Genomic DNA, 26,061 nt, shown 5'->3' with positions numbered 1-26,061 from the left:
CGTGCGCGGAACGGGGGGAGTTGAGGGCATGGGCAGCGGCAGGGAAACGGGCGCAGCGCCCGGCGAACCGGACGGCGCCGCACTGGCCGCAGCCGTACGGTCCGTGCTGGCGCGCCTGGACGCCCACGCCGCGCGGGCCGGCACCAAAGGGGGCGAAGCGAGCGACGCCCCCACGGCCGCCCCCGACGCCACCGTGGCCCCGGCCCGGCCCGGCCCGGACCTCCCCTCCCCCGCCACCCTCCCCACCCTCGACGCGCTGACCTCCTGCTTCGGCCTGAGCCCCTTCGAGCGGGAGATCATCCTGCTCGCGGCAGCCGCCGAACTCGACCCGACGACCGGCGCCCGCTGCGCCGCCGCGAGCAGCGACCCCAGCCATACGCACCCCACCTTCGCCCTGGCCCTGGCCGCGCTCGGCGACCCGCACTGGAGCGCACTCACACCGGTCGCCCCGCTGCGCCGCTGGCGGCTGGTCGAGCTGGACGACGAGACCCGCCTGACCACCACCCGGCTCCGCCTCGACGAGCGCATCCTGCACTTCCTGGTCGGCTCGCCGTATCTGGACGCCAAGCTGCACGGTCTGCTGCGCCGTACGAGCGCGCCCGGCGCCCTGCCGCCGTCGTACGACACGGCCGCGCACCGGGTCGCCGCAGGCTGGGCGGGCGCCGCCCCCGACGCCCCGCTACGGGTCGAACTGGTCGGCGGCGATCTGCGCACCCGCGCCGATATCGCGGCGACCGCCGCCCGCCGCTCGGGCCTCGGCCTGTACTCCATGGCCGCCGACGACGTCCCGACCGACGCCGCCGACCGCGACCGGCTGGCCCGGCTCTGGCAGCGCGAGGCGATCCTCCTCCCCGCCGCCCTGCTCATCGAGGTCGGCGAGATGGACCGCGACCAGCACGCCGCGGCGGATGCCTTCATCGCGGGCGCGGCCGTACCCCTGGTCGTCTCCAGCGCGGCCCCCCGGCAGACCGGCCGGCCCCGCGGCGAGCGCGTGACCGTACCGAAGCTGACCGACGAGGAGCAGCTGGGCCTGTGGGCGGACGCCTTCGCGGAGATACCCGAGGTGACACCTCGTCATCTCCAGTCTCTGGTGGCTCAGTTCCAGCTTCCGCCGCACGTCGTTCGTTCGGCCGCCGCGACCGTACGCCGCGACCTGCCCGCCTCCGACACCCTGGACGCCGCCGAACTCGCCTGGCAGGCCGGCCTCACCGAGGCCCGGATGGGCCTGGACGAGCTGGGGCGCCGCATCGAACCCCGCGCCGGCTGGGCAGACCTCGTCCTCGCCGACCGGCAGCTGCGCATCCTCCAGGAGGTCGTCGCGCACGTACGCCAACGCAGCACCGTCTACCAGGACTGGGGCTTCGCGAAGGCGCTGCGCAGCGGCCTCGGCGTGACGGCCCTCTTCGCGGGCGGCTCCGGCACCGGCAAGACCCTGGCCGCCGAAGTCATGGCCAAGGAGCTGGGCCTCGACCTCTTCATCATCGACCTCTCCCAGGTGGTCAGCAAATACATCGGCGAGACGGAGAAGAACCTCAGCAGGGTCTTCGACGCGGCCGAGCGCGGCGGCGCCCTCCTCCTCTTCGACGAGGCGGACGCCCTCTTCGGCAAGCGCAGCGAGGTCAAGGACAGCCATGACCGTTACGCCAACCTGGAGGTCAGCTACCTCCTGATGCGCATGGAGGCGTACCGCGGCCTGGCGATCTTGACCACCAACATGAAGAAGGCCCTGGACTCCGCGTTCATGCGCCGCATCCGCTTCGTCGTCGACTTCCCCTTCCCGGGAGAGAAGGAGCGCGCGGAGATCTGGAGCCGGGTGCTGCCTGCGCAAGCGCCGATGAAGGGCATCGAGCCGTCACTGCTGGCCCAGCTCACCGTCGCGGGCGGCTCGATCCGCAACATCGCCCTCTCGGGGGCGTTCCTCGCCGCCGAGGAGGGCGACCGCCTCCAGATGCGCCACATGCTGGCGGCGGCCCGCACCGAATACCTGAAGCTGGAACGCTCCTTGACGCCGTCGGAGGTCCACGGATGGGTCTGAACGAGGTCAGGAACCCGCACCCCGCGCGGGAGCCCGCACCGCACTCCTTCCGTATCGACATCGGTGAACTGGTCCTGGACGGTTTCGACGCCCGGGTCGATCCGGACCGCGTATCGGCGGCGTTCCAGTCCGAGTTGACCCGTCTCGTGCGGGAGCGCGGGGTGCCGCTGGCGGCGGACGGCGCGGGCGTGGCACTGGACGGGCTCGCCGGTCTGCCGCCCCTGCCGGCCACCACCTCTCCCGTACGGCTGGGCGAGGCACTGGCGCGGGCGGTGCACGCGGGACTCGCAGGACGGGGGGAGGCGCGATGAGCACGGCACAGTCGTCCACGCAGGACAACCAGTCCGCCGCGAGCGACAAGCGGCGCAAGCGCAAGGAACGGTCGGCCAAGTCCCGTACCCCGGAGCCGAAGAACATCGTCAGCGGCGCCGGCCAGCCCCTCGACCTGAGCGTACGGCGCGAGCTGGAGGAACGGCTCGGCCACGACTTCAGCCAGGTCCGCCTGCACACCGACCGCGACTCCGGTCAGCTGGCGGACATGATGGGCGCGGACGCCTTCGCCGTCGGCCAGGACATCTTCTTCCGCGAGGGCACCTACAGGCCGGGCACGGCGGACGGCCGGCGGCTGCTGGCCCACGAGCTCCTCCACACCGTCCAGAACCCGCACGGGCTGGGCGCCCTGCGGGCCGGCCGGGACCTGGGCTCGGTCAGCCTCCCCCAGGAGTCGATCGAGCGGGAGGCGGAGTCGGCGGCGCAGTCGTCCGTACTGGGCGCATTACGCGATTCCGCGCGCGAGGACGAACCGGCCGCGGAGATCGAGGAGGGCCGGGCGACCCCCGGCTGGCTCCGTTACGCCACGGTCGACGCCGACCGTTCCCGTATGGAGAAGGTCGACCCGGCGACGCTGGTGGACCGGCTGGCGAACGGGGTGCTGAGGTCGCTGCGCGGCGACCCCGCGGATGTGTCCGGCCGCGTCCGTATGCAACTCGCCCGTATGAGCCCGGAGTTGCAGGACTCCGTACTGGACCGACTCGAAGTGCGCCTGCTGTCGCCGGAGTACGACCGGCTGCTGGATCTGACGGACGAAGCGGAGGTCGCGCCCCTCGGCCTGCAGCCCTCGAACGCGCCCGAACCGGTCCCGGACGTGATCGAACTGCTCCGGGACGAGCGGGCGGTGGAGGCCGACCGTGCGGACGGCAAGGAGAAGTCCGAGAAGGCGCGGGACGAGGACGCCACCGAGGAGAAGAAGGACGCCAAGGGCCGGGACGGCAAACGCGAGCAGGACCGGACCCGGGCCCAGCAGGACGCCTCGGCGGAGCAGAAGGAAGCCGGCGAACGCAAGGCGCAGGAGGACGAGCGGGCCGAAGAGCTCACCGACTCCAAGAAGGAACAGCAGCAGGACGAGGAAAAGCAGGGCCAGGAGCGCGAACAGGCGGACCAGGCGGACGCGGAAAAGGCCGAGAAGGGCCAGGAGGGCACCGAGCGCACCAAGGAGGAGCGCAAGGAGCAGCGCGAGCGCGAGGAGCAGGACCCGGAGCAGGCCAACCGGCCGGGTGCGGACAAGCGCCGGCGCAAGGACGACGAGAAGAAGCCTGCCGACGGGTCGAGGCAGGAGGAGCTCGAGAAGAAAAAGAAGGAGCAGCAGGGGCCGGTACGTCCGGAGAAGGTGGATGAGCGCGGCGAGGAACGCGACAGCCCGCTCAGCGAACACGGCCTGCACGAGAAGGATGAGGACGAGGGCGAGCCGCGCGAGGAGGAGCGGCCCATCGGGCTGGAGGCCGGCGCTGACAGGGAGGTCGACAGCGGTAACGACGAGAAGCGGGCCAGCGGTGGCGGCACGGGCGACGCGGAGCTGAAGCCCGAGGACTATCTGCCGGAGACCGATCTCGACCTGTCGTCCGTCCCGACGGCCGCGAACCCGACGGCCTCCATGCCGTCCTTCCCGGCACCCCCGCCCACCAAGGCCGAGCGTATCCAGAAGGAACGGGAGAACGACGCCGACGAGGAAGAGGATGAGGAGGCGCCGGAGGCCGAGGCCAAGGCGCCGGGTGAAGAGCGGGGGCCCGTAGAGGGCGAGGCGCCGCAGCCCGAGCACGGTCCGGCGTCCGAGGCCCCCGATCGCAGCGAGAAGGACCTGCAGCCGGAGAAGCCGGTCGAGCAGGAGGTCGGCCCTGATCCGGAGAACGAGGAGAAGCCGGATCCGGAACAGGAGGCCGAGGAGAAGGACCCCGAGCAGCAGCAGGACCAGGAAGAGGACGGGGCCAAGGCGGCGAAGCAGGACGCCAAGGACCGTGAGGCGGACGCGGACGGCGACTCGGGCGACGGCCAGGAGAAGCCGGACGCGGCCGAGGCGCAGGACGAGCAGGACGAGAAGAAGGAACAGGACCAGCACGAGGAGAAGAAGGAGGCCAAGGGCCGTCCTGAGGGGGCGGCCGCCGAGAAGCCCACCTCAGCCGCCCCCGCCGGCGGGCCGGGCACCGGTGCCACGGCCGCGCCCGCCGCGGTCTCCCGTCCCGCGGGTGCGCAGAAGGAGATGACGCAGGCCGAGGACCGTCACCCCTCCCCCGCCGCGCGCCGTACCGCCCAGCCGGACAAGGGCGAACGCTCGGAGCGCGAAGCCGCCGCGCCGCGCAGCCAGATCCCGAAGGAGAGCGGGCCGGGGGCAGCACCAAGCGGTTCGGTGGGTGCGTCCGAGGCGGCCGGTGGACCGAAGGTTGCCGAGGGGCCAGGCGGTGCGCCCTCCGCGGCGAAAGCGGCGGTCAGCCCTGCCGCCGAACAGGCTGATAGCCCAGGCAAGCTGGGCGCACCCGCGTCGGAGGGCGCCAAGGCCAGCCCCGAGGCGTCGCTGGAGAAGGACGGCGGTGGCTGCGCCCCACCGGAGCCGGCTGGGGAGCAGGACGCCGGTGGGAAGGGCGGCTGCGGCGGGGGCGGCGGTGCCGCGCCCAAGGAGGAGAAGAAGCCCGAGCCCCCGGACGTCTCCGGTCAGGACCCGAAGGCGGCGCTGAGTACGGTCAGCAAGCTGCCGCCCGACCAGGCGCAACAGGCACTGCCCGGTGTGGACGGTGCTGCTGAGAAGAAGGTCAGCGACGAGCAGAAGCGGCTGGACGCCAACCCCCCGAAGCGGGAACGGCCTTCGGGCGCCCCGCAGACCCAATCCGCGCCTCCTCCGCCCGCACCCGTCGCGGCCCCGGTCACCGGGAAGCTGGAGCGGGTCGGCGACGAGCAGGACAAGGGCAAGCAGCAGGCCAAGGGCGGCGAAAAGGCCGAGGGAGCCAAGGCGACGGAGAACGTCAAGAAGCCGGAGCTCCCGCCCAGCAAGGACGGCAAGATCTCAGCGGGCGACGCGGACAGTGTGGAGGCCGCCGCCGACCGGGTCCCGACCACCGACCCCGAGCTCAAGAACAAGACGGTCGGGCCGGCACCGAAGATCAAGCTGGAGGGCAAGAGCGACCCGAAGCGTACGGATGAACAGGCCGATGCGCTCAAGAAGAAGCAGGGGAAGGTCCAGTCGACGGGTCGCGAGGACGCGTCCAAGCCGATGGGCGAGGACAAGATCTTCCCGAACGCGCCCAAGGAGCAGTTGGAGGGCAAGGCTGCCGGGGGCCGCAGTCGCGGGGGCGGCGGACGGGAACGCCCTGGAGCCGCCCCCAAGCAGGGCATCGGCGTGGTCGCCCAGCAAGAGCGGGGGGCGGAGATCCGCGGCGGGGCGAACGATGCCCATGGGCAGCTGACGGCCAAGGAGAAGGAACACCAGCAGGGCGAGCAGAAGGCCAAGCAGGAGAAGCAGGCCGAGATCGACAAGGAGGTCGCCGCCAACGCCGACAAGCAGACGGCGGAGCGCGGCCGGGCGGCCCAGGAGACGACCAAGGAGCGTCAGAACTGGCGCGACGAGCAGGACAAGAAGATCGAGGAAGCCGACAAGGAGACCGAGAAGGAGCACAAGGACAAGAACGGGAAGATCACCAAAGGCCGGGACGACAAGGACAAAGAAGTCTCGGGCCGAAAGGACACTGACAACAAGGACATCGACAAGAAGCGCGAGGACGCCGAGAAGGAGGCGGAGAAGAAGAAGGAGGACGAGAAAAAGAAGTCCGACAGCCTCCTCGGCAAGCTGATGGGCGCTATCTCCGACTTCTTCGACAACCTCGTCAAGCTGGTCTCCGATGTCTTCGACAAGGCCCGCGGCCTGATCAACGGTGTCATCGACAAGTTCAAGGAGTTCGCCAACAAGGCGATCGACTTTGTACGCGACCTCGCCATCGATCTCATCAACAAGCTCGCGGACGCCCTGATCGCGGTCTGCGACGTCCTCCTGGCGGCCTTCCCCGAACTCCGCGACAAGTTCCGCAACAAGATCAACGAGCTGCGCGACGCGGCCATCAACACAGTCAACAAGCTCGCGGACGGCCTGAAGAAGGCCGTCAACACGCTGCTGGACGCCCTCGCAGCCGGCCTCAACTCACTCCTCGATGTCCTGGAAGCGGGCATCAAGGCCGCCATCAACGTGTACAAGGCGGTGATCGTCGGCGCGCTGAAGTTCGCGCAGGCCGCGATCGACGCGATGGGCAAATTCGCGGAACTCCTCGCCGACATCGCCCCCGACCCGGGCGGCTGGCTGAGCAAGGCGGGTAGTGCAGCGAAGACGGGCATCCAGGAACACCTGTGGGACGCCATCAAGACCGGCGTGAAGCGCTGGTTCGACACCAAGGTCGAAGGCATCCTCGGCCTCGGCAAGGCGGTCATCAACGTCCTGGTCAAGGGGTGCATGTCGATCAAGCAGATCGGCAAGATGGCATGGGACGCCATCATCGCTTCCCTCCCGATGATGATCGCCTCACTCGTCATCGAGAAGCTGATCAGCTCCCTGATGCCGGCCGCCGGCGCAATCCTCACCATCCTCCAAGGCCTGCTGGCGGCCTGGCGCAGCATCAGCTCGATCATCACCGCCTTCGGCAAATTCTGGGCCTATCTCAAGGCGGTCAAGGCCGGACCAGCGGCCTGCCTCTTCGCGGAGGCGGTCGCCGCGGGCATCGTCGCCCTCCTCGACTTCATCTCCAACTTTCTCCTCATCCGCCTGGAACGGGCTACAAAGGGCGTCGGCAAGCGCCTCAAGGGCATGGCCCAAAAGATCATGCAGGGCCTGAAAAAGACGGGTAAGGGTGCCCGCAAGGCCGCCGGCAAAGCCGTCAACGCCGCCAAGGGCGCCGCCCGCACGGCCGCCCAGGCCCTCCGCAAGCCGGTACGCCCGTCCAAGCCCAAGGGCCCCCGCCTCCCGGACCGCCCAGGGGTCTCCACGGACCGCACGCCGGGCGGCGGACAGCCCAAGCACCAGCCCAAGACACACCCTGACCACCGTCCCACCAGCAAGACGCCGGACCCGCTGAAGAAGAAGCACGACGACGAGGCCGAGGCGAAGAAGGCCAAGGACGGGGAGAGTACGGGCAAGACCCCCGACCAGAAGCCCGACAGGACGCCGGAGAAGGACGGCCCGGGGGGCAAGAAGGACACTGCTCCGGACAAGGACACCACCCCGGGCAAGAAGTCCGACAAGGGCAGCGATGGCAACAAGAAGGACAAGGCGCCCGACAAGACACCGAAGAAGAAGGAGACCGAGGCCCCCAAGCGCACCAAGAAGCAGAATCCGAAGTCTCCGTTGGGCCGGGCCCTGAAAAAGATCAAAAAGACGATCAAGTCGACCCTGAAGAAGGTCAAGAACGCGGGCAAGACCCTCGGCAAGAAGCTCCGCAAGAGCAAGGTTGGAAAGGCTCTCAAGAACGGCGCGAAGAAGCTCTGGAACAAGTTTAAGAACAGGCGCGACACCATGCGCGACAACAAGAAGAACCGCACGGACAAGAAGCGGAATAATGACAAGGGCAAGGAAAAGGAGAAAGAGAAGGACAAAAAGATGGAGCGCCTTGAGGAGGCAGCCGCACGCATCCACCCGCGTTACGAAGATCGCCTGAAGCGCGGCATCCCGGTCAAGGACAATCCAGAAATTCTGTCCAGGCTCCGCAGGCACTATCGACTGACCGACCTGAGCAAGTCCGGTGGCGAAGAATTCAAACTGTGGGCCACCCTTAACCCTACCGTCTCTCCCAACTCGGGAGTACAGCAGGCGAATCTCCTCCTCCTCAGGAGCCTCGAGCGCCCGGACCCCCAACCGTCTGTTCCGCCCTTCAGCAATGGCGCGTCACTGAAACCGACCTCCTTTTCTCAGAGGTACATCAATCAAGAATGGTCCAAGGAACACGGAAGGGAGCCGGGCGGCAAAGCTTGGAAGTTGAATAATGTGCCAGGATTTCAGTACATCAACAACCGGGATGTCTGGGATCAAGCGGGCGGGTCACCTAACCAGTGGGATGCGATGCACCTCCTCCCGAAGGAAATCGGAGGACCGAATAAGTCGACCAACTTCGTACCCGCCCCAAACAACAAGAACGCCGGCTTCTATCGGTCATTCGAAGGTCAGGCAGCTGCCGCATTCGGGTACCAGAAGAGCGACGGAGGAGACACTAAGTCGAAACCGCCGGGCGACTACGAACTGACGCTGAACCTCTACGACGGGCCGGCGCAACAGTACCCGGGCGGCAGGTATCCAAAATGGTTCCCGGAGAGCATCGAAGCGAGGTATCGAACCTACAAATACAAGGGCCCTGCGACAGCCGGGCAACACCCTGGAAAAGATCCGAACGAATGGAAAGCAGAATCCTGGCAGAAGTCGAGCCCGGTGAATTTCCGGCCACCGCCCGCAGGGAATGTAGGAATACCGAATCTGAACACCGCGCCCCTGACTGGCCAGAACCGAATATTGGCACACAAGCTTCTGGCAAGAAGAGAATCGATCGTCAGGGCAGTGGCGGCTCTCCGGAACCCCAATGGATTCCAGGGAATCGACGATATGTTGACCCAGCTCAAGGCCTACACAAACCCGAGAACCGGGCGGCGGATACCCAGAATCGATACGCTCGTGGAAGAGATCAGGCGGAACTACGACAGCGGCCTGTTCACACTATGACGATCGAAGGAGAAACGGAATTGAACCAGCTGGAAATGCGGCACATTTCCTCACTCGATGAACTCGAGCGGGAGAATTCGATCGAGATCAACGACGTACGTCGCGGAGAAATCAGCGAATCCTTTGAAGACCTGCTCCCGCTGGATGAGTTCGACAGTGCTTGGGAAGAGGTGACTCTGGATGGCGATGTCGTGGCGGAGAGTCTCAGATTCGATGAAGTCGCTGTGTACTGGCAGACCAGGTCCCCACTGCCAGAGTTCTTCGGGGAGTACCGCCTGCCGCAGCCGTACGAAATTCTTGTGCAAGAACCTCAAGAGACGGACGACCTGACGGACCGCACCCAGGCCGATTTTGTCGGACAACTCAGGTATATCGATCACTCGTACCGATCGACTTCAGGTTCAGTGACCTACCTTCGCATGTCGCCGAACACATCGCCTCTTGAAATCTGGCACCACGACCTGGTCATGACGGGTGGGGATCCCTTTCCGTACGGCTTCGTCCGGCTTGACCTCACCTACCGCCAGTACATGGAGACGCTGCTGACCACCAAGGGAGTCAGAGGGTGGCAATACCTTTTCGCTGATGTCCCGTTCCGGCACAGCGCCATCGAGCACCTCGGCGACAATGTTCGATTCATGCTCGAAACGTTCCCTGAGATATTCCCCGAACATGACTACACAGATCTCCAGCGCCGCTGGGAGGCCCGCCAGTGACCCGGTACGCCGACATACCCAAGCCCATCCGGTCCGGAATCGTCATTGTCGATCCCGAGCTGGGGACGCCGCAGCGGATCATTGTGCTGCAGTTCAACCCGGACACGTTGGAGCGGTCCGTCGCCCCTCAGGCCGCAGGCGGGGAAGGGGATAGCGGCGGAGGGGGCAGCGGCGGGGACAGGAACGAAGCGCTGCGGCTTAAGGGGCCGGCGCAGGAGACGTGGAAGTTCACCGCGGAGATTGATGCCACGGATCAGCTCGATGTGGCGGCGCCGGACGGTATTCACCCGCAGTTGGCGGTGTTGGAGATGTTGGTGCAGCCGACGACGGCGCAGCTTCGCGCCGCCTCTCATCTCAGCAAGAAAGGCACGATCGAGATCAGTCCCATCGAGATGCCGCTCACGCTCTTCACCTGGGGAAGTAAGCGGGTCATGCCCGTCCGGCTCACCGAACTGTCGGTCAATGAGTCGGCTTTCGACGTCAACCTCAACCCGATCAGGGCCTCGCTCAGCATCGGGATGAAGATTCTGACGGTGAGTGATCTGCCGGCCGGGCATCGGGGGGCGGAGTTGTACCTCGCGCATCTGGCGCAGAAGGAGCAGTTGGCGCGGGCCGCGCGGGGTGGGAGTTTTGCGGCGCTTGGGCTTGGTGGGAGGGGGATCTGAGACGTGATCGAGCCGTATGAGCGGGCGTTGGATGATGTGCCCGGGGCGCATCCGTATCCGCGGAGCAGTCGGTACCACGAGGTGGAGATCGGGGTGCATCGGGCGGCCGACGGGACCGAGGTGAGGTATGCGAAGAGGCGGTTGCTGCCCAAGCTGGAGGATGCGGGCGAGGAGACGGTGCCGCATACCGTCAGTGCCGGGGAGCGGGTGGATCAGCTCGGGCAGCGGTACTTCGGGGAGTCGGGGCAGTGGTGGCGGATCGCCGATGCCAATCCCACTCTCGATCCGCGGGAGTTGACGGATGAGCCGGGGGAGCAGATCGCCGTGCCGCTTCCGGGTGGGTTCCCGGGTGGGACGGGCGGGCCGGGTGTGAGGAATGGCTGATGAGCCGGTCGGGCGGGGCCCGATTCATGTGTCGCTGTATATGGGGCCGAAGTCGGCGCGGCCGGTGCCGCAGGAAGTGATCGAGGCGCTGTTGTCGGCGCAGATCACGAGTACGGCGGGTGAGCGGAGCGGTTTTCAGATTGCCTTCGATCTGACGAAGAAGGGGGCGATCATTCAGCGGTTGTTGCCCGAGGGGTTCTTCGATCCCAAGACGCGGGTGATTGTGGCCGTGTCGATCAAGGGGACGCCGTTTGTGCTGCTCGACGGATTGATCGTGCGGCAGGAGGTGGGGGCCAGTAACCAGCCGGGGCAGACCACTCTTACTGTCACCGGGGAAGATCTGACGTTGCTCATGGATCTGGAGGAGCGGACGGACCGGTACCCGAACCTCGCGCCGTCGCAGCGGGTTGAGCGGCTCCTCGGGAAGTACGCCGATTACGGGATCGACGCGCGGATCATTCGGGAGCAGATTCCTCAGCCGCCGCGGGAGCAGTTGCGGGTTGATTACCAGGTGGGGACGGATCTGCAGTATGTGAATGAGTTGGCCAGGGCTAATGGTTACACGTTCTATCTGGATCCGGGGCCGGTGCCGGGGAGGTCGACGGCGTTCTGGGGCCCGGAACAGCGCCTCGGCCAGCGGCAGCACGCCTTGAACGTGAATATGGATGTGAACTCGACTGTGGATCAGTTGACGTTCGCGTACGACGGGACCGCGAGGGAGGAGCCGCAGGCTCGGGTGCAGGACCCGGTGACGCGGGAGGCGCCACTCCTCGCACAGCCTGATATCAGTCCGTTGCGGCCCCCGCTGGGGCGGCGGGCTTCGCCGGCGTTGAAGAGGAAGACGCTGAGCGGGACCGCGAAGCGGGATGAGGCGATCGCGAAGGCGGAGGCCCTTGGGCGGGCTGCTACCAGTGCCGACGCCATTTCCGGGTCCGGGTCGTTGGATGTGAACCGGCACGGATATGTGCTGCGGCCGAGGGAGTTGGTCGGGGTGCGGGGCGCCGGGGTCACGTATGACGGCGATTACTACGTGAAGAGTGTGACGACCAATTTGCGGCCGGGGTCGTACCAGCAGAACTTCACGCTGTCGAGGGAAGGGCTGATCGCCCGTAGTGGCACCGTACGCCCTTAATCAGCACTCACTAGATCCAGGAGACGCAGGAATGGCCGGCGCACCTAACAACCGCTTTCTCGGCAAGTTCCGTGGCCGGGTGGTGGACAACAACGACCCGATGGGGCGGGGGCGAGTGATCGTCCAGGTTCCGGACGTGCTGGGGGATGAGCCTTCCACGTGGGCGCTGCCGTGTTTTCCGTTCACCGGGCCGGAGGCGGGGCAGGTGGTCGTGCCGTCGGTCGGGGCGGGTGTGTGGGTGGAGTTCGAGCAGGGCGAGCCCAGTTATCCGATCTGGGTGGGGTGTTGGTACGGGAGCCGGGAGGAGTTGCCGGAGGATGCGCAAAGCGAACCTGCGACGGCCCACCCCGTCGTTATTCAGACGCCCGGGAAGCACAAGCTGGTGATGTCGGATGTGCCGACGAATGGGATTTTGCTGGAAGCGCCGGGTGGCGCGTACGTGAAGATCGATGCGACGGGTGTCCATATCAATAATGGGCACGGCGCTTCGATTTCGCTGGTCGGGGATCAAGTCGATATCAATGAGGGCCGGTTGACCGTGCCCAAGAAGCGCTGAAGGGGACGGGGGAAAGGGACAGATGGTGAGCGGGAATGTCGTGCACGGTGGGGCCGTGATCAGTTGTCCGCACGGTGGCCGCGCGTTATCCACGACGGCGGGCGGAGCGGGCGTCGTACGGGTCGACGGTGCGCCCGTCGCCACCGCCGCGGATTTCTTCACGGTCAGCGGATGTCCGCACACCGTCGGCCACCACCCGCAGCCGTGCACCAGCATCCGCTGGACCCCGGCCGCCGGCGGTGACGCCGTACGGGTCGACGGGGTGCCGGTGCTGCTGGACACCACGGCGGCGATGTGTTTCAGCGCCGGGCTGGTGCCGCAGGGCCCGCCGGTCGTGGCGTCCGTCCACCAGGGCCAATGGGGTCACCAGGGGGTTTCCAGCCAATGAGGACCAAGAGGCAGGTACGTACCGAGGTCGCTTTTCCGTTGCGGATCGACCGGCGGGGGCGGACCGCGCATGCCGGCCATGACGACCATGTACGGGATCTGATCGAGCAGTTGCTGTTCACGAGTCCGGGTGAGCGGGTGATGCGGCCGGACTTCGGGTGCGGATTGCTGGATCTGGTCTTCACCCCGAACAGCCCGGAGCTGGCGTCGGCGGTGGAGCTCTCCGTGCAGGCGTCTCTGCAGCGCCGGCTGGGGGATCTCATCGAGGTCGAGTCGCTGGATGTGGTCAGCGAGGAGAACGTCGTGCGGGTGTATCTGCGCTATGTCGTGCGCTCCACCGCGAGCCGGCGTGACGAAGTGTTCGAGGGGCGGGGCGAGGGGCGGGGCGAGGGATGAACCAACCGAACATCACTGCGGCCGAGTTGATATGCCGGACGGACAACCGTCGCGGGCGAATCCGGGCGGCGCAGCTCAATGGGATCGACGCGGTGGAGGTCGCCGATGACGGGGTGACGCTGACGGTCACTTTTCTGGGGAAGGCGCCGCACGGTCTGCGCCCGGAGAATGTCCGTATTGACGGCGGTCGGCGGATCAGCGGGCTGGAAGCCCTGGAGGTCTCCGTCGAGCGGGAGGAGGACCCCGAGCTCGACGACCGGCTGTATGTCGTCCTCGACCGGACCGGTGACACTTCCCGGTATCGGCTGTCGGTGGTGACGACCGATCCGTACGGGCGGCCCGGCACGGAGCCGTATGAGGGCTTTGACCAGCGTTATTTCAGCCAGGAGTTCTCTTTCCGAGCCGATTGTCCGAGTCCCTTTGACTGCGTTGACGTCGACGAGGCCGGGCGGAACTGCCCGGATACCTTCGCGTCGGCACCCGTTATCGACTACACGGCGCGCGACTACGACACGCTGCGGCAGCTCGTCCTGGACCGCCTGCGGCTGACCACCCCCGACTGGGTCGAGCGCAACCCCGCCGACCTGGGGATGACGCTCGTCGAGCTGCTCGCGTACACCGCCGACCAGATCAGTTATCAGCAGGATGCGGTGGCGACCGAGGCGTATCTCGACACCGCGCGGCGGAGGGTGTCCGTACGGCGGCACGTCCGGCTCATTGACTACCCGATGCATGACGGGTGCAGCGCACGGGCCTTTGTCTCCGTGGAGAGCGTCGACGAACTCACCCTCCTTCCGGGCGAGTTCCGTTTCGCCGCCATCGACACACGGACGTACGGCCCGCACGACCGGCCCGAGATCGGGACCGTCATCGACGACCGGGATCTGGCGGTGCTGGATGAGCGCGGTTCGGTGGAGGTCTTCGAACCGGTCGCCGACGCGCCCCTGACCGTGCGGCCCGAGCACAACGCCATCCGGTTGTGGACCTGGGGCGGGGAGGTCTGCGCCCTGCCGAAGGGTGCGACGGGTGCGACGCTGCGCGATGAGTGGAGTGATGACGGCTGCGAGAGCCGCGCGCTGCGGCTCACACCCGGCGATCTGCTGCTCTTCGAGGAGGTCAAGGGGCCGCGTACGGGCACGCCCGGCGATCAGGACCCGGCGCACCGGCAGACGGTGCGACTGACCTCGGTCACCCCGGCCGTCGACCAGCTCGACAACCAGCCGGTACTGGAGGCGACGTGGGCGCCGGAGGATGCGCTGGCCTTCCCGCTGTGTCTGTCCACGCGGGGTGGCACGGGCTGTGCGGTGGTCGAGGACGTCAGCGTCGCGCGCGGGAATGTGGTGCTGGTCGATCACGGGCGGTCGCTGACCTTCGGAGCCACAGCGGGCGAAGCGGAACCCGAGACCGTCACCGTCCCGGCCGTTCCCGCCGTCCTCGGCTCGTGTGATCCGCCGGCCTTCGGCTGCGGCGACCGCAAGGACAGCGGGAACGCCACCGCCCGCACCATCAACACCCTGATCGAGAAGGTCAGTTGCCATCGGACGCTGACCCCGGACGACATCCGTGAGCTGTTCACCGTCGTCGGCGAGGAGGCGACCGTACGGGCCGGACTCGGGCTGGAGCGGGCCGGACAGCGGCGCGAGAAAGTCGTCCCCGGCACCGTCTACGCACAGGCCGAGGCGCTGCGCACCCTGCTGGCGCAGTCCGTGTATCCGGGCATCGCGCCACGCTTTCGGCCCGTACTGCTCCGCTCCCCCGTCGCCCAGACCGTGCCGTTCCCGCAGCCCGCACAGGTAGCCGCGGGGCAGGCCGACCGGCTGGCGGGCATCCGGGAGCGGGTGCGGGCGCGGCTGGTGGAGCTGTGGCGCAGCGCCCGGGACCACGACGGGCTGTCGGAGGGGGAGATCGCCGAGCTGACGGTGGTCTTCGGCCTCAAGACCCTCGAACGGTTCGAGCTTCGCCGTCACCCCGTCAGAGCGCTGCGTGAGCTGCTGCACCGCGGTGACCGGCTGCTGGACGCCAAGCTGCGCCGTCTGGAGGTGCTGACCGCGCGAGCCCGTGCGGGTGCGGTGCTGGACGGGCGGATCGCCTGGGAAATCGCGCAGAGCTGGGGTCCGGCCTATGCGGTGGGGCTGCATCCGGACGAGCCGGTGCTGCACGGGCCGGCCGCCACCCTGCTGCCCGACCCCCGCGCCGCGCTCCCCGCCGTACGCATCCAGGAAGACGGCGGTGAGTGGCTCCCCCGCCGCGACCTCCTCGACAGCGGCCCGCGCGACCGGCACTTCGTCGGCGAACTGGAAGACGGGGGTACCTCCCGCTCGAGCGGAGCCGAGAGTGGCGGAGGGCGGATCGCGCTGCGCTTCGGCGACGGACGGTACGGCGCCCGCCCCACGCCCGGCAGCCGCTTGGCGCTCCACTACCGTCTCGGCGGCGGCACGGCGGGCAACGTCGGCGCCGAGGCCATCAACCACCTCGTGCTCAGCAGGGACCCGGAAGCCTCCGAGGCCGCCGGCCCGATGCCGGTGGCGGGGGTACGCAACCCGCTCCCCGCCACCGGTGGCACCGAGCCGGAGCCCCTCGAGCAGGTGCGCCAGCTCGCGCCGCTGGACCTCAAGCGGACCCGGCTGCGCGCCGTGACCGCCGAGGATTACGCGGAGCTGGCGTCCGCGCTTCCGGGTGTGCAGCGGGCGGCGGCCGAGATCCGCTGGACCGGCAGCATTCAGGAGGCGCATGTCGCGATCGACGCGGCGCGGACCGGCGAGCCCACGCCGCGGCTGCTGGACTCGGTCGCCTACGCGCTGGAGAGGTACCGGCGCATCGGACACGACCTGGTCGTGGAGCCGGCCCGGACAGTTCCCGTGGACCTCGCGGTCGAGGTCTGTGCGGCACCCGGCCATCAACACGGCCAGATCCTCGCCGAGTTGAGCCGGGTGCTCGGTAATCGACGGCTGTCCGGCGGCCGCCTCGGCTTCTTCCACCCGGACGCGCTGACGTTCGGCGAGCCGGTGCGGCTGAGCCGGCTGACCGCGGTGGCCGCGGCCGTCCCCGGCGTGCAGAGCGTACGGGTGACCCGGCTGCAGCGGCTTTTCTCTCAGGAACACGTGGACAACAGAGCACTGGAGGACGGTGTGCTGCGGCTCGGCCCGCTGGAGATCGCCGTGTGCGACAACGACCCGGAGCGGCCCGAGAACGGCCGGCTGGTCATCGAAATCGGAGGAGCCGGCGGAGCCGGAGAGCTCGGGGGTGCGCGATGAGCGACTGCGGATGCGGCTGCCAGGGCGGCGGGGGCGGCCATGACGAGCGCCGCGCCCCTGACGCCCTCTACAACCCGCCGGGCCGCACGGCCCTGGACTATCGCGTCGGCGATTACGGCACGCTCCTCGCGGGGATGCTCGACCGGCTCGCCTCGCCCGCCTACCCGGCGCTGCGCGGCCTGACCGTGAGGACGCCGGACGACCCGGCGATCGGACTGCTCGACGCCTGGGCGGTGCTGGGCGACGTACTGACCTTCCACAGCGAGCGGATCGCGGACGAGGGATATCTGCGGACCGCCAATGAGCACCGTTCGCTCGCCCTGCTGGGGCGGCTGGTCGGGCACCGGCCGCGGCCCGGTGTCGCGGCCGACACCCACCTCGCCTACACCCTCGACAGGGATCCACGCGCCGAGGACCTCCCGGTGGTCATCCCGCACGGCTCGCGCAGCCACAGCGTGCCCGCCGCCACCGGCGAGGAGTCGCAGACCTTTGAGACGGATGAGGATCTGACCGCCCGGTGGGCGTGGAACGAGCTGAAGGTGCGCAGGCGGCGCCCGGCCCTGCTCGTCGCCGAAGACCTGGCCAAGCGGTCGGAGCTGTTCGTCTCGGGCACGTCCACCTCCCTGCAGACCGGGGACCAGCTGCTCTTCGACTTCGGCAGCAAGCAGCTGCTGCTGGCGGTCGCGAAGGTGCGCATCGACCGGGACGAGGACATCACGGCGATCGGGCTGCCGCAGTCCGCTCCGCCGACGCTCAAGGAGCTGGTGGACGAGCTGCGCCAGTGGATCACCGAGCCGGAGGACGGCGGCGACCCGGACGACCCGGAGGAGCCGGGGCCGCCCACCCCCCAGACCCCCAACCCCCGCCCCATCAGCAAGCTGATCGAGACCTTCGACATCCAGGTGCTGGCCCCGCTGCGCAAGGACCTGGACGGCGAGGCCGGCAAGACGCCTGCCGCGTTCGCCGAACGCCTCGCCGGACCGCATGAGCGACTGGCGGAGGCGCAGGTGCTGGCCGAGCCGTACGAGGAGGTCGCGGCCTGGTTCGAGCGGCTGGAGGCGGTGGTCGGCGAACTGCGGGAGCGGGCCGGGGACCTGGATCCGGCCCCTGCGGTGCCCACCGCGCCGAAGCCGGAGTCCGCGGCGGGCAAGGGAGCGCCGGCGCTGCAGGCCCTCAACGCCCTCCTCCCCGCCCTGCGCACCCGTGTGGTGCGCCCGCCCTCCGGTGCCCAGGCCGTCTCCCGCGTCCCCGGCTCGGACCTGACCGCGCGTCTGCTGTCCGCGCTGGACCCGCGCCTCGCCGACGGGATGTACGCGGCCTGGCGGCAGGCCGCGCCGACGGCTCCCGCCGCGCTGCGTGACCTGCTGGCGATGCGGGTGACCGCCGCCCCCTTCGGGGCGACCGCGCCGCTCAAGCCCGTACAGGACGAGCACGGCCGGGTCATCCGGCAGGCCGACTGGCCGCTGTCCGGTGGCATGCTGACCAGCATGCGGATCGTGTTCGACACGGCGGGCAAGGTGCCGGTGAAGGCGGAGTTCGAGCACATCGAGACCGGCGCCACCGTCCAGCACACGGTGAATCTGCCGTCCGACGAGCCGTTCGACCTCGGTCCCGGCCGCGTCGAGCTGTCGACCCCCGCCGGCCAGGAGCACGATCTGAGCTGGCTGGGCCGCCGTCCGGCCGGTTCGCAGGAGACCGGGGTCACGGCGCGGCTGCTGGCCGGGCTGCCTCAGCGCACCCTGTTCGTGGCCCGCCCGGACGAGGCGGGCCGGATCGAGGTCGCAGTGCACAACGGCCAGACCAAGACCTGGCATCTCCAGCCGGGTGAGCAGGATCAGATCAGGCACGGTGAGTACGAGGTGACCGTGCGCCGTACGCCGGGCAGTGAACCACCGGCCGTGGAGATCGGTATCGCGACGGTCCCGGAGCCCGCCAACCGCTATGTGCTACCGCTGGATTCGGTCCAGAGCGGCATCACGGTGGGCAGCTGGGTCGCCATCCGACGGCCGCGTAAGGGCGCGGGCGGCGACGACGGCATCCCGGGCGACAAGAAGCTGGCGTTCGTCACCACCCGGGTGACGGCGGTCCGTACTGCCGCGTACACCAACTTCGGCATCACCGGACGCGGCACCGAACTGACCCTGGCCGACCCCTGGCTGGACGATCACGATGTCGTGCTCTCCGCGATCCGGGACACGACCGTGCACGCGGGCGGCGAGCCGCTGCGGATGGCGGACGAGCCGCTGGGCGAGGACGTACACGGCAATGAGCTGGAACTGGCCGATCTGTACGACGGGTTGCTTCCGGGGCGGCGCCTCATCGTCTCCGGTGAACGGACCGACATCCCGGGCATCCCGGGGTCCGCCACGCTCCGCGCCACCGAACTCGCCGTGATCGCCTCGGTCGACCAGCGCCTGGACCCCGACCTGCCGGGCGACCATGTGCATACGGTGCTCACGCTCACCGCGGACCTCGCCTACCGCTACCGCCGGGACACCGTCCGCATCCAGGGCAATGTCGTGCCCGCCACTCACGGCGAGAGCCGCGACGAACCCATCGGCAGCGGGGATGGCGCCCGCGCCAACCAGACGTTCGCGCTGTGGCAGTCACCGCTGACCTGGCTGCCGGACGACAGTCCGCTGGGCGCCACCCCGGAGCTGGAGGTGCGGGTGGACGGTCTGCTGTGGCATGCGGTCGACAGTCTGGCCGGGCGCGGTCCGCGGGAGCGCGTCTACGTGACGGGCACCGCGGACGGGGGCCGTACGACGGTGACGTTCGGCGACGGGGTGCACGGCGCCCGGCTGCCGGGCGGGCATGACAACGTACGGGCCCGCTACCGTTTCGGCACCGGCAGGGCCGCGAACGTCCCGGCCAACCGCATCACCCAGGCGGTCTCCCGGCCGCTCGGCGTCACGGGCGTCACCAATCCGCAGCCCGCGAGCGGTGGCGCGGACGCCGACGGGCCGGGGCTGACCCGGCGCACCGTCCCGCTGTCCGTCTCCGCGCTGGACCGGCTGGTCTCGCTCGCGGACTACGAGGACTTCGCCCGCTCCCGGGCCGGCATCGGCCGGGCCTCGGCCCGCGAACTCTTCGACGGGCGACGGAAGGTGCTGCACGTCACGGTCGCGGGAGTGGATGACATCCCGATCGCGCCGGACGCGGAGGTGCTGCGGACGCTGCGGTCCTCGCTCGCCGAGTACGGCGATGCGCGGTTGCCGGTCCGGGTGGATGTACGTGAGCCGGTGCTGCTGCTGTGCGCGGCGAAGGTGAAGGTGGCGGCGGATCATACGTGGCCGCTGGTCGAGCCGCGGGTGCGGCGGGCGCTGATGGCCCGACTGGGCTATGACGGGCGGGAGTTGGGGCAGCCGGCGCAGCTGTCGGAGGTGCTGGCCACGGCCCAGTCCGTGCCGGGTGTCGACTACGTCGACGTGGATGCCTTCACCGGCGTGCCGGCGTCCGTCACCCCCTCCGAACTGGCCGGACTGGCAGGGCAGTTCGCCGGTCCGCCCGTCACCTCGGTGCCGTCCCGGCTCGCCACGTACGACGAGCAGGTCCATGAGGTGACACAGGCCGGCCGGGGGCCCGTCCCCGCGGCAGCTGGGGGAGAGACGCTCACCGCGATCGCCGCCCACTACGGCATCTCCCTCGCCGAGCTCCTGCGCCTCAACCCCGACATCACCGATACCGAGCCGCTGGCCAAGGGCCGCGCGGTCTGCGTCTTCCGCGGTATCCGGCCGGCCCAGCTCGCGCTGTTCTCGCCGCAGGTCACGGACACGCTGATCCTTACGGAGGTGACCCGATGAGTACGACCAGGGAGCCCGACGGGCTCGCGGAGCTGCTGCCGCGGTGGCACCGGCTGCGCGACGCGGAGAACGGCGAACCCCTGCGGGCACTGCTGGCCGTGATCGCCGAGCAGGTGGACCGGGTACGCGACGGGGTCGCCCAGCAGTACGACGACTGGTTCGTGGAGAGCGCTGCGGAGTGGGTGCTGCCGTATATCGGCGATCTGGTGGGCTACCGTCCGCTGCCCGGCTACGAGCGGGTGCTGGCGACCGGACTGCGGGACGGCGGGCTGCCGGACTTCTCGCGGCGGCGGCTGGCCGAGGCGCTGGCGCCGCGCCGCGATGTGGCGGCCACGGTCGGCAACCGGCGGCGCAAGGGCACCCTCGCACTGCTGGAGGAGCTGTCGCAGGGAGTCGCGGGATGGCCGGCGCGGGCGGTGGAGTTCTCCCGGCTGGTGGCGCACCAGCAGCCCGTGAAGCTGTACGGGTCGGGCACCGAGGCCGCCAACGCACGGCGGGGCGGGCGCGGCCGGCTGGTGGATGTACGGGACGGGGCCGGGCTGGATCTGGCCGGCGGGCCGTTCGGCACGGTGGCGCGGTCCGTGGATGTGCGGCGGCTCAACTCCGCTCGTGCCCAAGGGGGTTACACCCCGGCCGGGGTCGGGCTGTTCGTCTGGCGGCTGAAGCCGTATGCGGTGACGCGGGCGCCCGCGTACTGCATCGACCGGGCCCGTAACCTCTACACCTTCTCCCTCCTGGGCAATGACACCGCGCTGGTGACCCGCCCCGAGCCGGAGCCGTCCGCGGCGCACCTCGCCACCCTCGACAACGTGCCGGCCGCGATCCGCCGCCGGCAGCTGCACGACCGGCTCGCGGACTATTACGGGCCGGGCAAGAGCTTCACCATCCGGCGGGACGGCGAGGACAGTCCGGTGCCGCCGTCCGACATCGTCGTGGCGGATCTGAGCCAGTGGCGCTACCGGCCCAAGCGGGGGCAGGTGGCGGTGGATCCGGAGCTGGGCCGGATCGCCTTCGGGGCGCGGTCGGCCCCGCGGCAGGGCGTATGGGTGGACTACCACTACGGGTTCGGGGACGAGCTGGGGGGCGGGGAGTATCTGCGCGAGCGTGCCGATATCCCCGGCGCGGCCGTCTACCGGGTCGGGCCCGGTCAGGCCTTCCAGCGGATCATGGATGCGTACGGGGCGTGGCGGCACGACCGGCGGGGCGGGCACTGCGGGCCCGACGGCATCATCGAGATCACCCACAGTGGCGCCTATCAGGAGCAGCTGGACTTCGACCTGGATCCCGGCGACCGGCTGGAGCTGCGTGCCGCCGAGGGGACACGGCCGGTCATCCGGCTGCTGGACTGGTACAGCAACCGGCCCGATGCGCTCAACATCCGGGCGCGGGAGGGCGATTGCGCGGCCGGCGAGCGGCCGCGGATGGTGCTGGACGGGCTGCTGGTCACCGGCCGCGGGCTGAATGTCACCGGGCCGATGGGCTCCCTGGTGCTGCGGCACTGCACGCTGGTGCCGGGCTGGTCCCTGGAGCCGGAGTGCGATCCGCACTCCCCGGAGGAGCCCAGTCTGGTCCTGGACCGTACGACCGCGTGTGTGGAGATCGACCGGAGCATTCTGGGCACGATCGAGGTGATCGGGGACGAGGTGAGCACCGACCCGCTGCCGATCCATCTTCGCGACTCCGTCCTGGACGCCACGGGCTCCGATCGCCAGGCGCTGTCGGCCCCCGACTGCCGGCATGCGCACGCGGTGCTCCACACACACCGGGCGACCGTCATCGGCGAGGTCCACACCCATGCCGTACAGCTCGCCGAGAACAGCATCTTCACCGGGCGGATGCATGTGGCCCGGCGCGGCATCGGCTGTCTGCGGTTCAGCTACGTCCCGCCGGGGTCGCGCACCCCGCGCCGCTATCGCTGCCAGCCGGACCTGGCGGGGCCCCAGGACGCCGCCCGGGTGCGGCCGCTGCTGCGCGGTGAGCGCTACGGGACGCCGTGGTACGGGCAGTTGGCGGCGGGCTGCGCCGAGGAGATCAGGCGCGGCGCGGAGGACGGTGCCGAGATGGGCGCCTACCACGACCTCTACCAGCCGCAGCGCGAGGACAGCCTGCGGGCCCGGCTCGCGGAGTACACCCCGGCGGGGACCGACTCGGGGATCGTGTTCGTGACGTGATCGACGTGCTTGACGTGCCCGATGTGCTTGAAGTGCTTGAAGTGCCTGCCGCGTTTGACGTGACTGACATGACTGACGTGACTGACGCGGACCAGCCGCCCACGCCCATCCATCGATGTGACCTTCCGTACGAGGGGGACCCCTTTCATGCACGCTGATCTCTCGCGCCTCACCTACCGGCCGGAGCGTCACTACTCCGCGGTGGTCGCCCAGCAGGGCCGCGTCCAGCTGGACGCCGACGCCAATGAGCAGACCGCGATCCAGCTGTTCCAGGCCCGTACGCTCGCCGTCGATCTGATCGGCCGGCACGGCGGGCCGAGCGGCGCCACCGGCTTCAAGATCGATTTCTGGGGCGGCAGCGGCAAGCTGGACAACCTGCTCATCGGCGGCGGCCGCTACTACGTGGACGGTATTCCGGTCGATGCGACCCGCCCGCAGCCCGGGGAGCCGGTGCCCGCGGAGGGCGCGGGCGAGGGAGCCAGGGACAAGGACGGGCCGGACGACGCGGCGGACGCGCCCGAGCCGGCCGCGGCGCCCACCACCTGGTCGTACTGGGACCAGCCCGACGGCTTCCGGGACCCGGAGCGGCCCGGCGACCGGCTGCCCGGCGAATTCCCGTATCTGGCCTATCTGAAGGTGTGGGAGCGGATCGTCACCGCGGCCGAGGACCCGGCGCTGCGCGAGGTCGCGCTGGGCTCCGCGCTGCCCGACACCGCGGCCCGCGCCAAGGTGGTGTGGCAGGTGCTGCCGCTGCCCGGCACCGAACTGGGGCTGGCGGGCGACAATCCGCCGATCGACGAGATCCGCAAGGCGTTCGACAAGTGGGCGCAGAAGGCATCCGCTCCCGCCTCCCGGCTCGCGGCACGCAGCGAGCGCCCCGACCACGCGGACGACGACCCGTGCCTGGTCAAGCCGGACGCGCGCTACCGGGGACCGGAGAACCAGCTCTACCGGGTCGAGGTGCATGCCGCGGGCGGCGCCCAGGACGCCACCTTCAAATGGTCCCGGGAGAATGGCTCCGTCACCCTCCCGGTCGATGAACTGGACGGCACCTGGGTGGAGTTGGCGACCCTGGGCAGCGACGACAAACTGGACCTGAACGTCGGCGACTGGGTCGAGTTCATGGACACCGCCGTCACGAGCCGCGGCGAGGCACTGCCGCTGCTGCGGGTGGAGGAGCTCGATCTGCCGGGGCGGCGGGTGCGCCTCTCGGACGAGCCGGCGGCGGGCGTCGGACGGCGGCCGGAACTGCACCCGTATCTGCGCCGCTGGGACCACCGCGAGGGCGGCGCCCGGCAGTCCCCCAAGCTCTCGGCTCCGCTCGAGCAGGGAGGTGCCCCCATGCGGGGCGCCAGGGCGGAGCGGCTCAAGCACGGTGCACTGCCGGTCGAGGAGGGCGGCTGGCTGCCACTGGAGGACGGCGTCGAGGTCTTCTTCGCGGCCGACGGCACCTACCGCACCGGAGACTTCTGGCTGATTCCGGCCCGTACGGCCACCGGTGGCGTGGAGTGGCCCACGGACGCGGCGCGCCGGCCGCTCCTGCAGCCTCCGGCCGGGATCGCGGTGCACTACGCACCGCTGGCGTGGGTGCACGGCGAGCAGGCGGTGCCCGATCTGCGGCTGGCGTTCCGGCCGCTGTCGGCGGGTATTCCGGCGGCCGATGACGCGGCGCTGGCCGCGGAGGCCGAGGCGCGGGACGAGGAGTCGTACGACGCCCCGGCGGCGGGCGAGGCGTCCGCGCCCGTGGTGAGCCGGTCGCAGACGACCGCCGCGGCCGAGGCGGCGGTCGACGAAGAGGGGCTGGGCTGATGGCCACCCCGCTGACCGCCTCCCAGCTGCTCAAGGCCCTGCGCGACGAGGGCCTGGTCGTCCATGAGATCCGCAACTGGCGCAAGCACAACCGCAATTCGAAGGGCAGCTGGGGCCCGTTGAACGGGGTGATGATCCATCACACCGTCACCACGGGCACCGACAGTTCCGTGGACCTGTGTTACGACGGCCACCCCGATCTGCCGGGGCCGCTGTGCCATGGCGTGATCGACAAGCAGGGCGAGGTGCATCTCGTCGGCAACGGCCGCGCCAACCATGCCGGGCTCGGCGACCGCGACGTCCTGCAGGCGGTGATCGACGAGCGGGAACTGCCGCCCGACAACGCCGCCGACACCGACGGCAACCGCCACTTCTACGGCTTCGAGTGCATCAACCTCGGCGACGGCAAGGACCCGTGGCCGGAGGCGCAGAAGCTGGCGATCGAGAAGGTCTCGGCGGCGATCTGCCGGGCGCACAGGTGGAGCGAACGGTCGGTGATCGGCCATAAGGAATGGCAGCCGGGGAAGGTCGATCCGCGCGGCTTCACGATGGACGGCATGCGGGCGAGCATCAAACGGCGGCTGGCGAAGGCGCCGGAGGGGCCGCCGAACGCCGGGGGCGGCGACCAGGGCAGCGGTGGAGGGAGCGGCGAGGGCAGCGGCCGGCCGCCGGTACCGCCGAAGCCGGAGTATCCGCCGTACGAACCGTTCCCCGGCGGCGGCTTCTTCCGGTCGGGCGAACGGAGCGCGGTGATCGCGGCGATGGGCGAGCGCCTGGTGGCCGAGGGCTGCGGCCACTACCGGAGCGGCCCCGGGCCGGACTGGAACGAGGCCCACCGCAAGTCGTACGCGGCCTGGCAGCGCAAGCTCGGCTTCTCGGGCAAGGACGCGGACGGGGTGCCGGGCAGGGTCAGCTGGGAGAGGCTGCGGGTACCGAACTCGTAGGGGGTGGCTTGCCGGACTGGTAGGCGGTGCCCTGCCGATCACGTCCGATCGCCTTCGGTTGCGTTCGATCGCGTGGTGAGCCACGGAAATACCGTGCCGGCCCGCCACGTTGTGGCCCCGCAGGGGGCGCTTCCGTCCCCTACGGCATGCGTTCGACGACCCCCTAGTACTGCAACCGCATGTGGCGTGACGGGTGGCGGCGGTGTTCGTTGATGTGACTGTGTGAACAGTCGCTGACGGTTGGGCAAATCGAGTCGTGGTCTGAGGGTATTGCCGGGTTGCATGCCCGGTTCGGGCATCGTTTCGGCAGGTCGGAGCCGCGTGATCGGGCCCTGGACTACCTGCGGGGCCTGCTGGCTCCCTTGGAGAGGAAGAACGGCTGGACGCTGGCCGAGCAGGTCGGCCAGCTCCGCCCGGACGGTGTGCAGCGGCTGCTCAACCACTCCGACTGGGACGAGAACGCGGTCCGCGACGATGTGAGGGACTTCGTCGTGGAGACCATCGGCGCCAAGGACGGCGTGTTCATCGGCGACGACACCGGCTTTGTGAAGAAGGGCACCCGCTCGGCGGGTGTGCAGCGGCAGTACTCAGGAACCGCCGGACGGCGGGAGAACTGCCAGATCGGCACGTTCTTGGCCTACGCCTCCGCCAAGGGCCGGGCGTTGATCGACCGGGAGCTGTACCTGCCCACCTCCTGGACGGATGACCGCGAGCGGTGCCGGGCGGCCGGGATCGGCGACGAGGTGGAGTTCGCCACGAAGATCGAGCACCTGAAGTGGATGCTGCAACGCGCC

General features: G+C 69.5%; 16 protein-coding genes. All 16 read left to right on the top strand.

The annotated features are described in order from the left end of the window. Positions 1 to 28 precede the first annotated feature (28 nt). A complete protein-coding gene (locus ACZ4S3_RS07150; RefSeq protein WP_467927443.1) occupies positions 29 to 2,035 on the top strand; it encodes an ATP-binding protein in 2,007 nt (668 codons plus the stop codon). Then, entirely contained in the window at positions 2,026 to 2,346 is a 321-nt protein-coding gene (locus ACZ4S3_RS07145) for a hypothetical protein (protein WP_467927438.1), read from the top strand. Before ACZ4S3_RS07150 ends, ACZ4S3_RS07145 begins: the two co-directional genes overlap by 10 nt. Next, positions 2,343 to 9,050: an eCIS core domain-containing protein gene (locus ACZ4S3_RS07140; protein WP_467927433.1), complete on the top strand. Its 6,708-nt coding sequence runs from the start codon at positions 2,343 to 2,345 to the stop codon at positions 9,048 to 9,050. Before ACZ4S3_RS07145 ends, ACZ4S3_RS07140 begins: the two co-directional genes overlap by 4 nt. Further along, on the top strand, positions 9,047 to 9,766 hold the full coding sequence (locus tag ACZ4S3_RS07135; protein WP_467927429.1) for a hypothetical protein: 720 nt from the start codon (positions 9,047 to 9,049) through the stop codon (positions 9,764 to 9,766). The genes ACZ4S3_RS07140 and ACZ4S3_RS07135 overlap by 4 nt, the downstream gene beginning before the upstream one ends. Beyond that, positions 9,763 to 10,431, top strand: coding sequence for a hypothetical protein (locus ACZ4S3_RS07130; RefSeq protein ID WP_467927424.1), 669 nt, complete (start codon positions 9,763 to 9,765; stop codon positions 10,429 to 10,431). Before ACZ4S3_RS07135 ends, ACZ4S3_RS07130 begins: the two co-directional genes overlap by 4 nt. Before the next feature lie 3 nt (positions 10,432 to 10,434). Then, complete coding sequence (locus ACZ4S3_RS07125; protein ID WP_467927420.1) at positions 10,435 to 10,815, top strand: LysM peptidoglycan-binding domain-containing protein; 381 nt, start codon at positions 10,435 to 10,437, stop codon at positions 10,813 to 10,815. Then, positions 10,808 to 11,947, top strand: a complete 1,140-nt coding sequence (locus ACZ4S3_RS07120) for a hypothetical protein (RefSeq protein WP_467927417.1) — start codon at positions 10,808 to 10,810, stop codon at positions 11,945 to 11,947. The genes ACZ4S3_RS07125 and ACZ4S3_RS07120 overlap by 8 nt, the downstream gene beginning before the upstream one ends. A 31-nt stretch (positions 11,948 to 11,978) precedes the next feature. Next, positions 11,979 to 12,503, top strand: coding sequence for a phage baseplate assembly protein V (locus tag ACZ4S3_RS07115; protein WP_467927414.1), 525 nt, complete (start codon positions 11,979 to 11,981; stop codon positions 12,501 to 12,503). A 55-nt stretch (positions 12,504 to 12,558) separates the two neighbouring features. Then, the gene (locus tag ACZ4S3_RS07110; RefSeq protein WP_467927410.1) at positions 12,559 to 12,891 is read left to right on the top strand and encodes a hypothetical protein; all 333 of its coding nucleotides are present in this window, start codon (positions 12,559 to 12,561) and stop codon (positions 12,889 to 12,891) included. Continuing rightward, positions 12,888 to 13,286 (top strand): GPW/gp25 family protein, encoded by a 399-nt coding sequence (locus ACZ4S3_RS07105; RefSeq protein WP_467927407.1) that lies wholly within the window; start codon positions 12,888 to 12,890, stop codon positions 13,284 to 13,286. Before ACZ4S3_RS07110 ends, ACZ4S3_RS07105 begins: the two co-directional genes overlap by 4 nt. Next, complete coding sequence (locus ACZ4S3_RS07100; RefSeq protein ID WP_467927405.1) at positions 13,283 to 16,540, top strand: putative baseplate assembly protein; 3,258 nt, start codon at positions 13,283 to 13,285, stop codon at positions 16,538 to 16,540. Before ACZ4S3_RS07105 ends, ACZ4S3_RS07100 begins: the two co-directional genes overlap by 4 nt. Further along, entirely contained in the window at positions 16,537 to 20,343 is a 3,807-nt protein-coding gene (locus ACZ4S3_RS07095) for a putative baseplate assembly protein (protein WP_467927403.1), read from the top strand. The genes ACZ4S3_RS07100 and ACZ4S3_RS07095 overlap by 4 nt, the downstream gene beginning before the upstream one ends. Beyond that, entirely contained in the window at positions 20,340 to 22,514 is a 2,175-nt protein-coding gene (locus tag ACZ4S3_RS07090; protein WP_467927400.1) for a hypothetical protein, read from the top strand. The genes ACZ4S3_RS07095 and ACZ4S3_RS07090 overlap by 4 nt, the downstream gene beginning before the upstream one ends. Before the next feature lie 147 nt (positions 22,515 to 22,661). Continuing rightward, the gene (locus tag ACZ4S3_RS07085; RefSeq protein WP_467927398.1) at positions 22,662 to 24,323 is read left to right on the top strand and encodes a DUF6519 domain-containing protein; all 1,662 of its coding nucleotides are present in this window, start codon (positions 22,662 to 22,664) and stop codon (positions 24,321 to 24,323) included. Next, the gene (locus ACZ4S3_RS07080; RefSeq protein WP_467927394.1) at positions 24,323 to 25,267 is read left to right on the top strand and encodes a peptidoglycan-binding protein; all 945 of its coding nucleotides are present in this window, start codon (positions 24,323 to 24,325) and stop codon (positions 25,265 to 25,267) included. The genes ACZ4S3_RS07085 and ACZ4S3_RS07080 overlap by 1 nt, the downstream gene beginning before the upstream one ends. 248 nt (positions 25,268 to 25,515) lie before the next feature. Further along, on the top strand, positions 25,516 to 26,061 hold a 546-nt coding region (locus tag ACZ4S3_RS07075; protein WP_467929573.1), incomplete at its 3' end, for an IS701 family transposase.

Source organism: Streptomyces sp. NPDC028368 (assembly GCF_055565615.1).
Note: the sequence above shows the minus strand (reverse complement) of the source record. Positions and strands in the feature narration are given on the sequence as shown.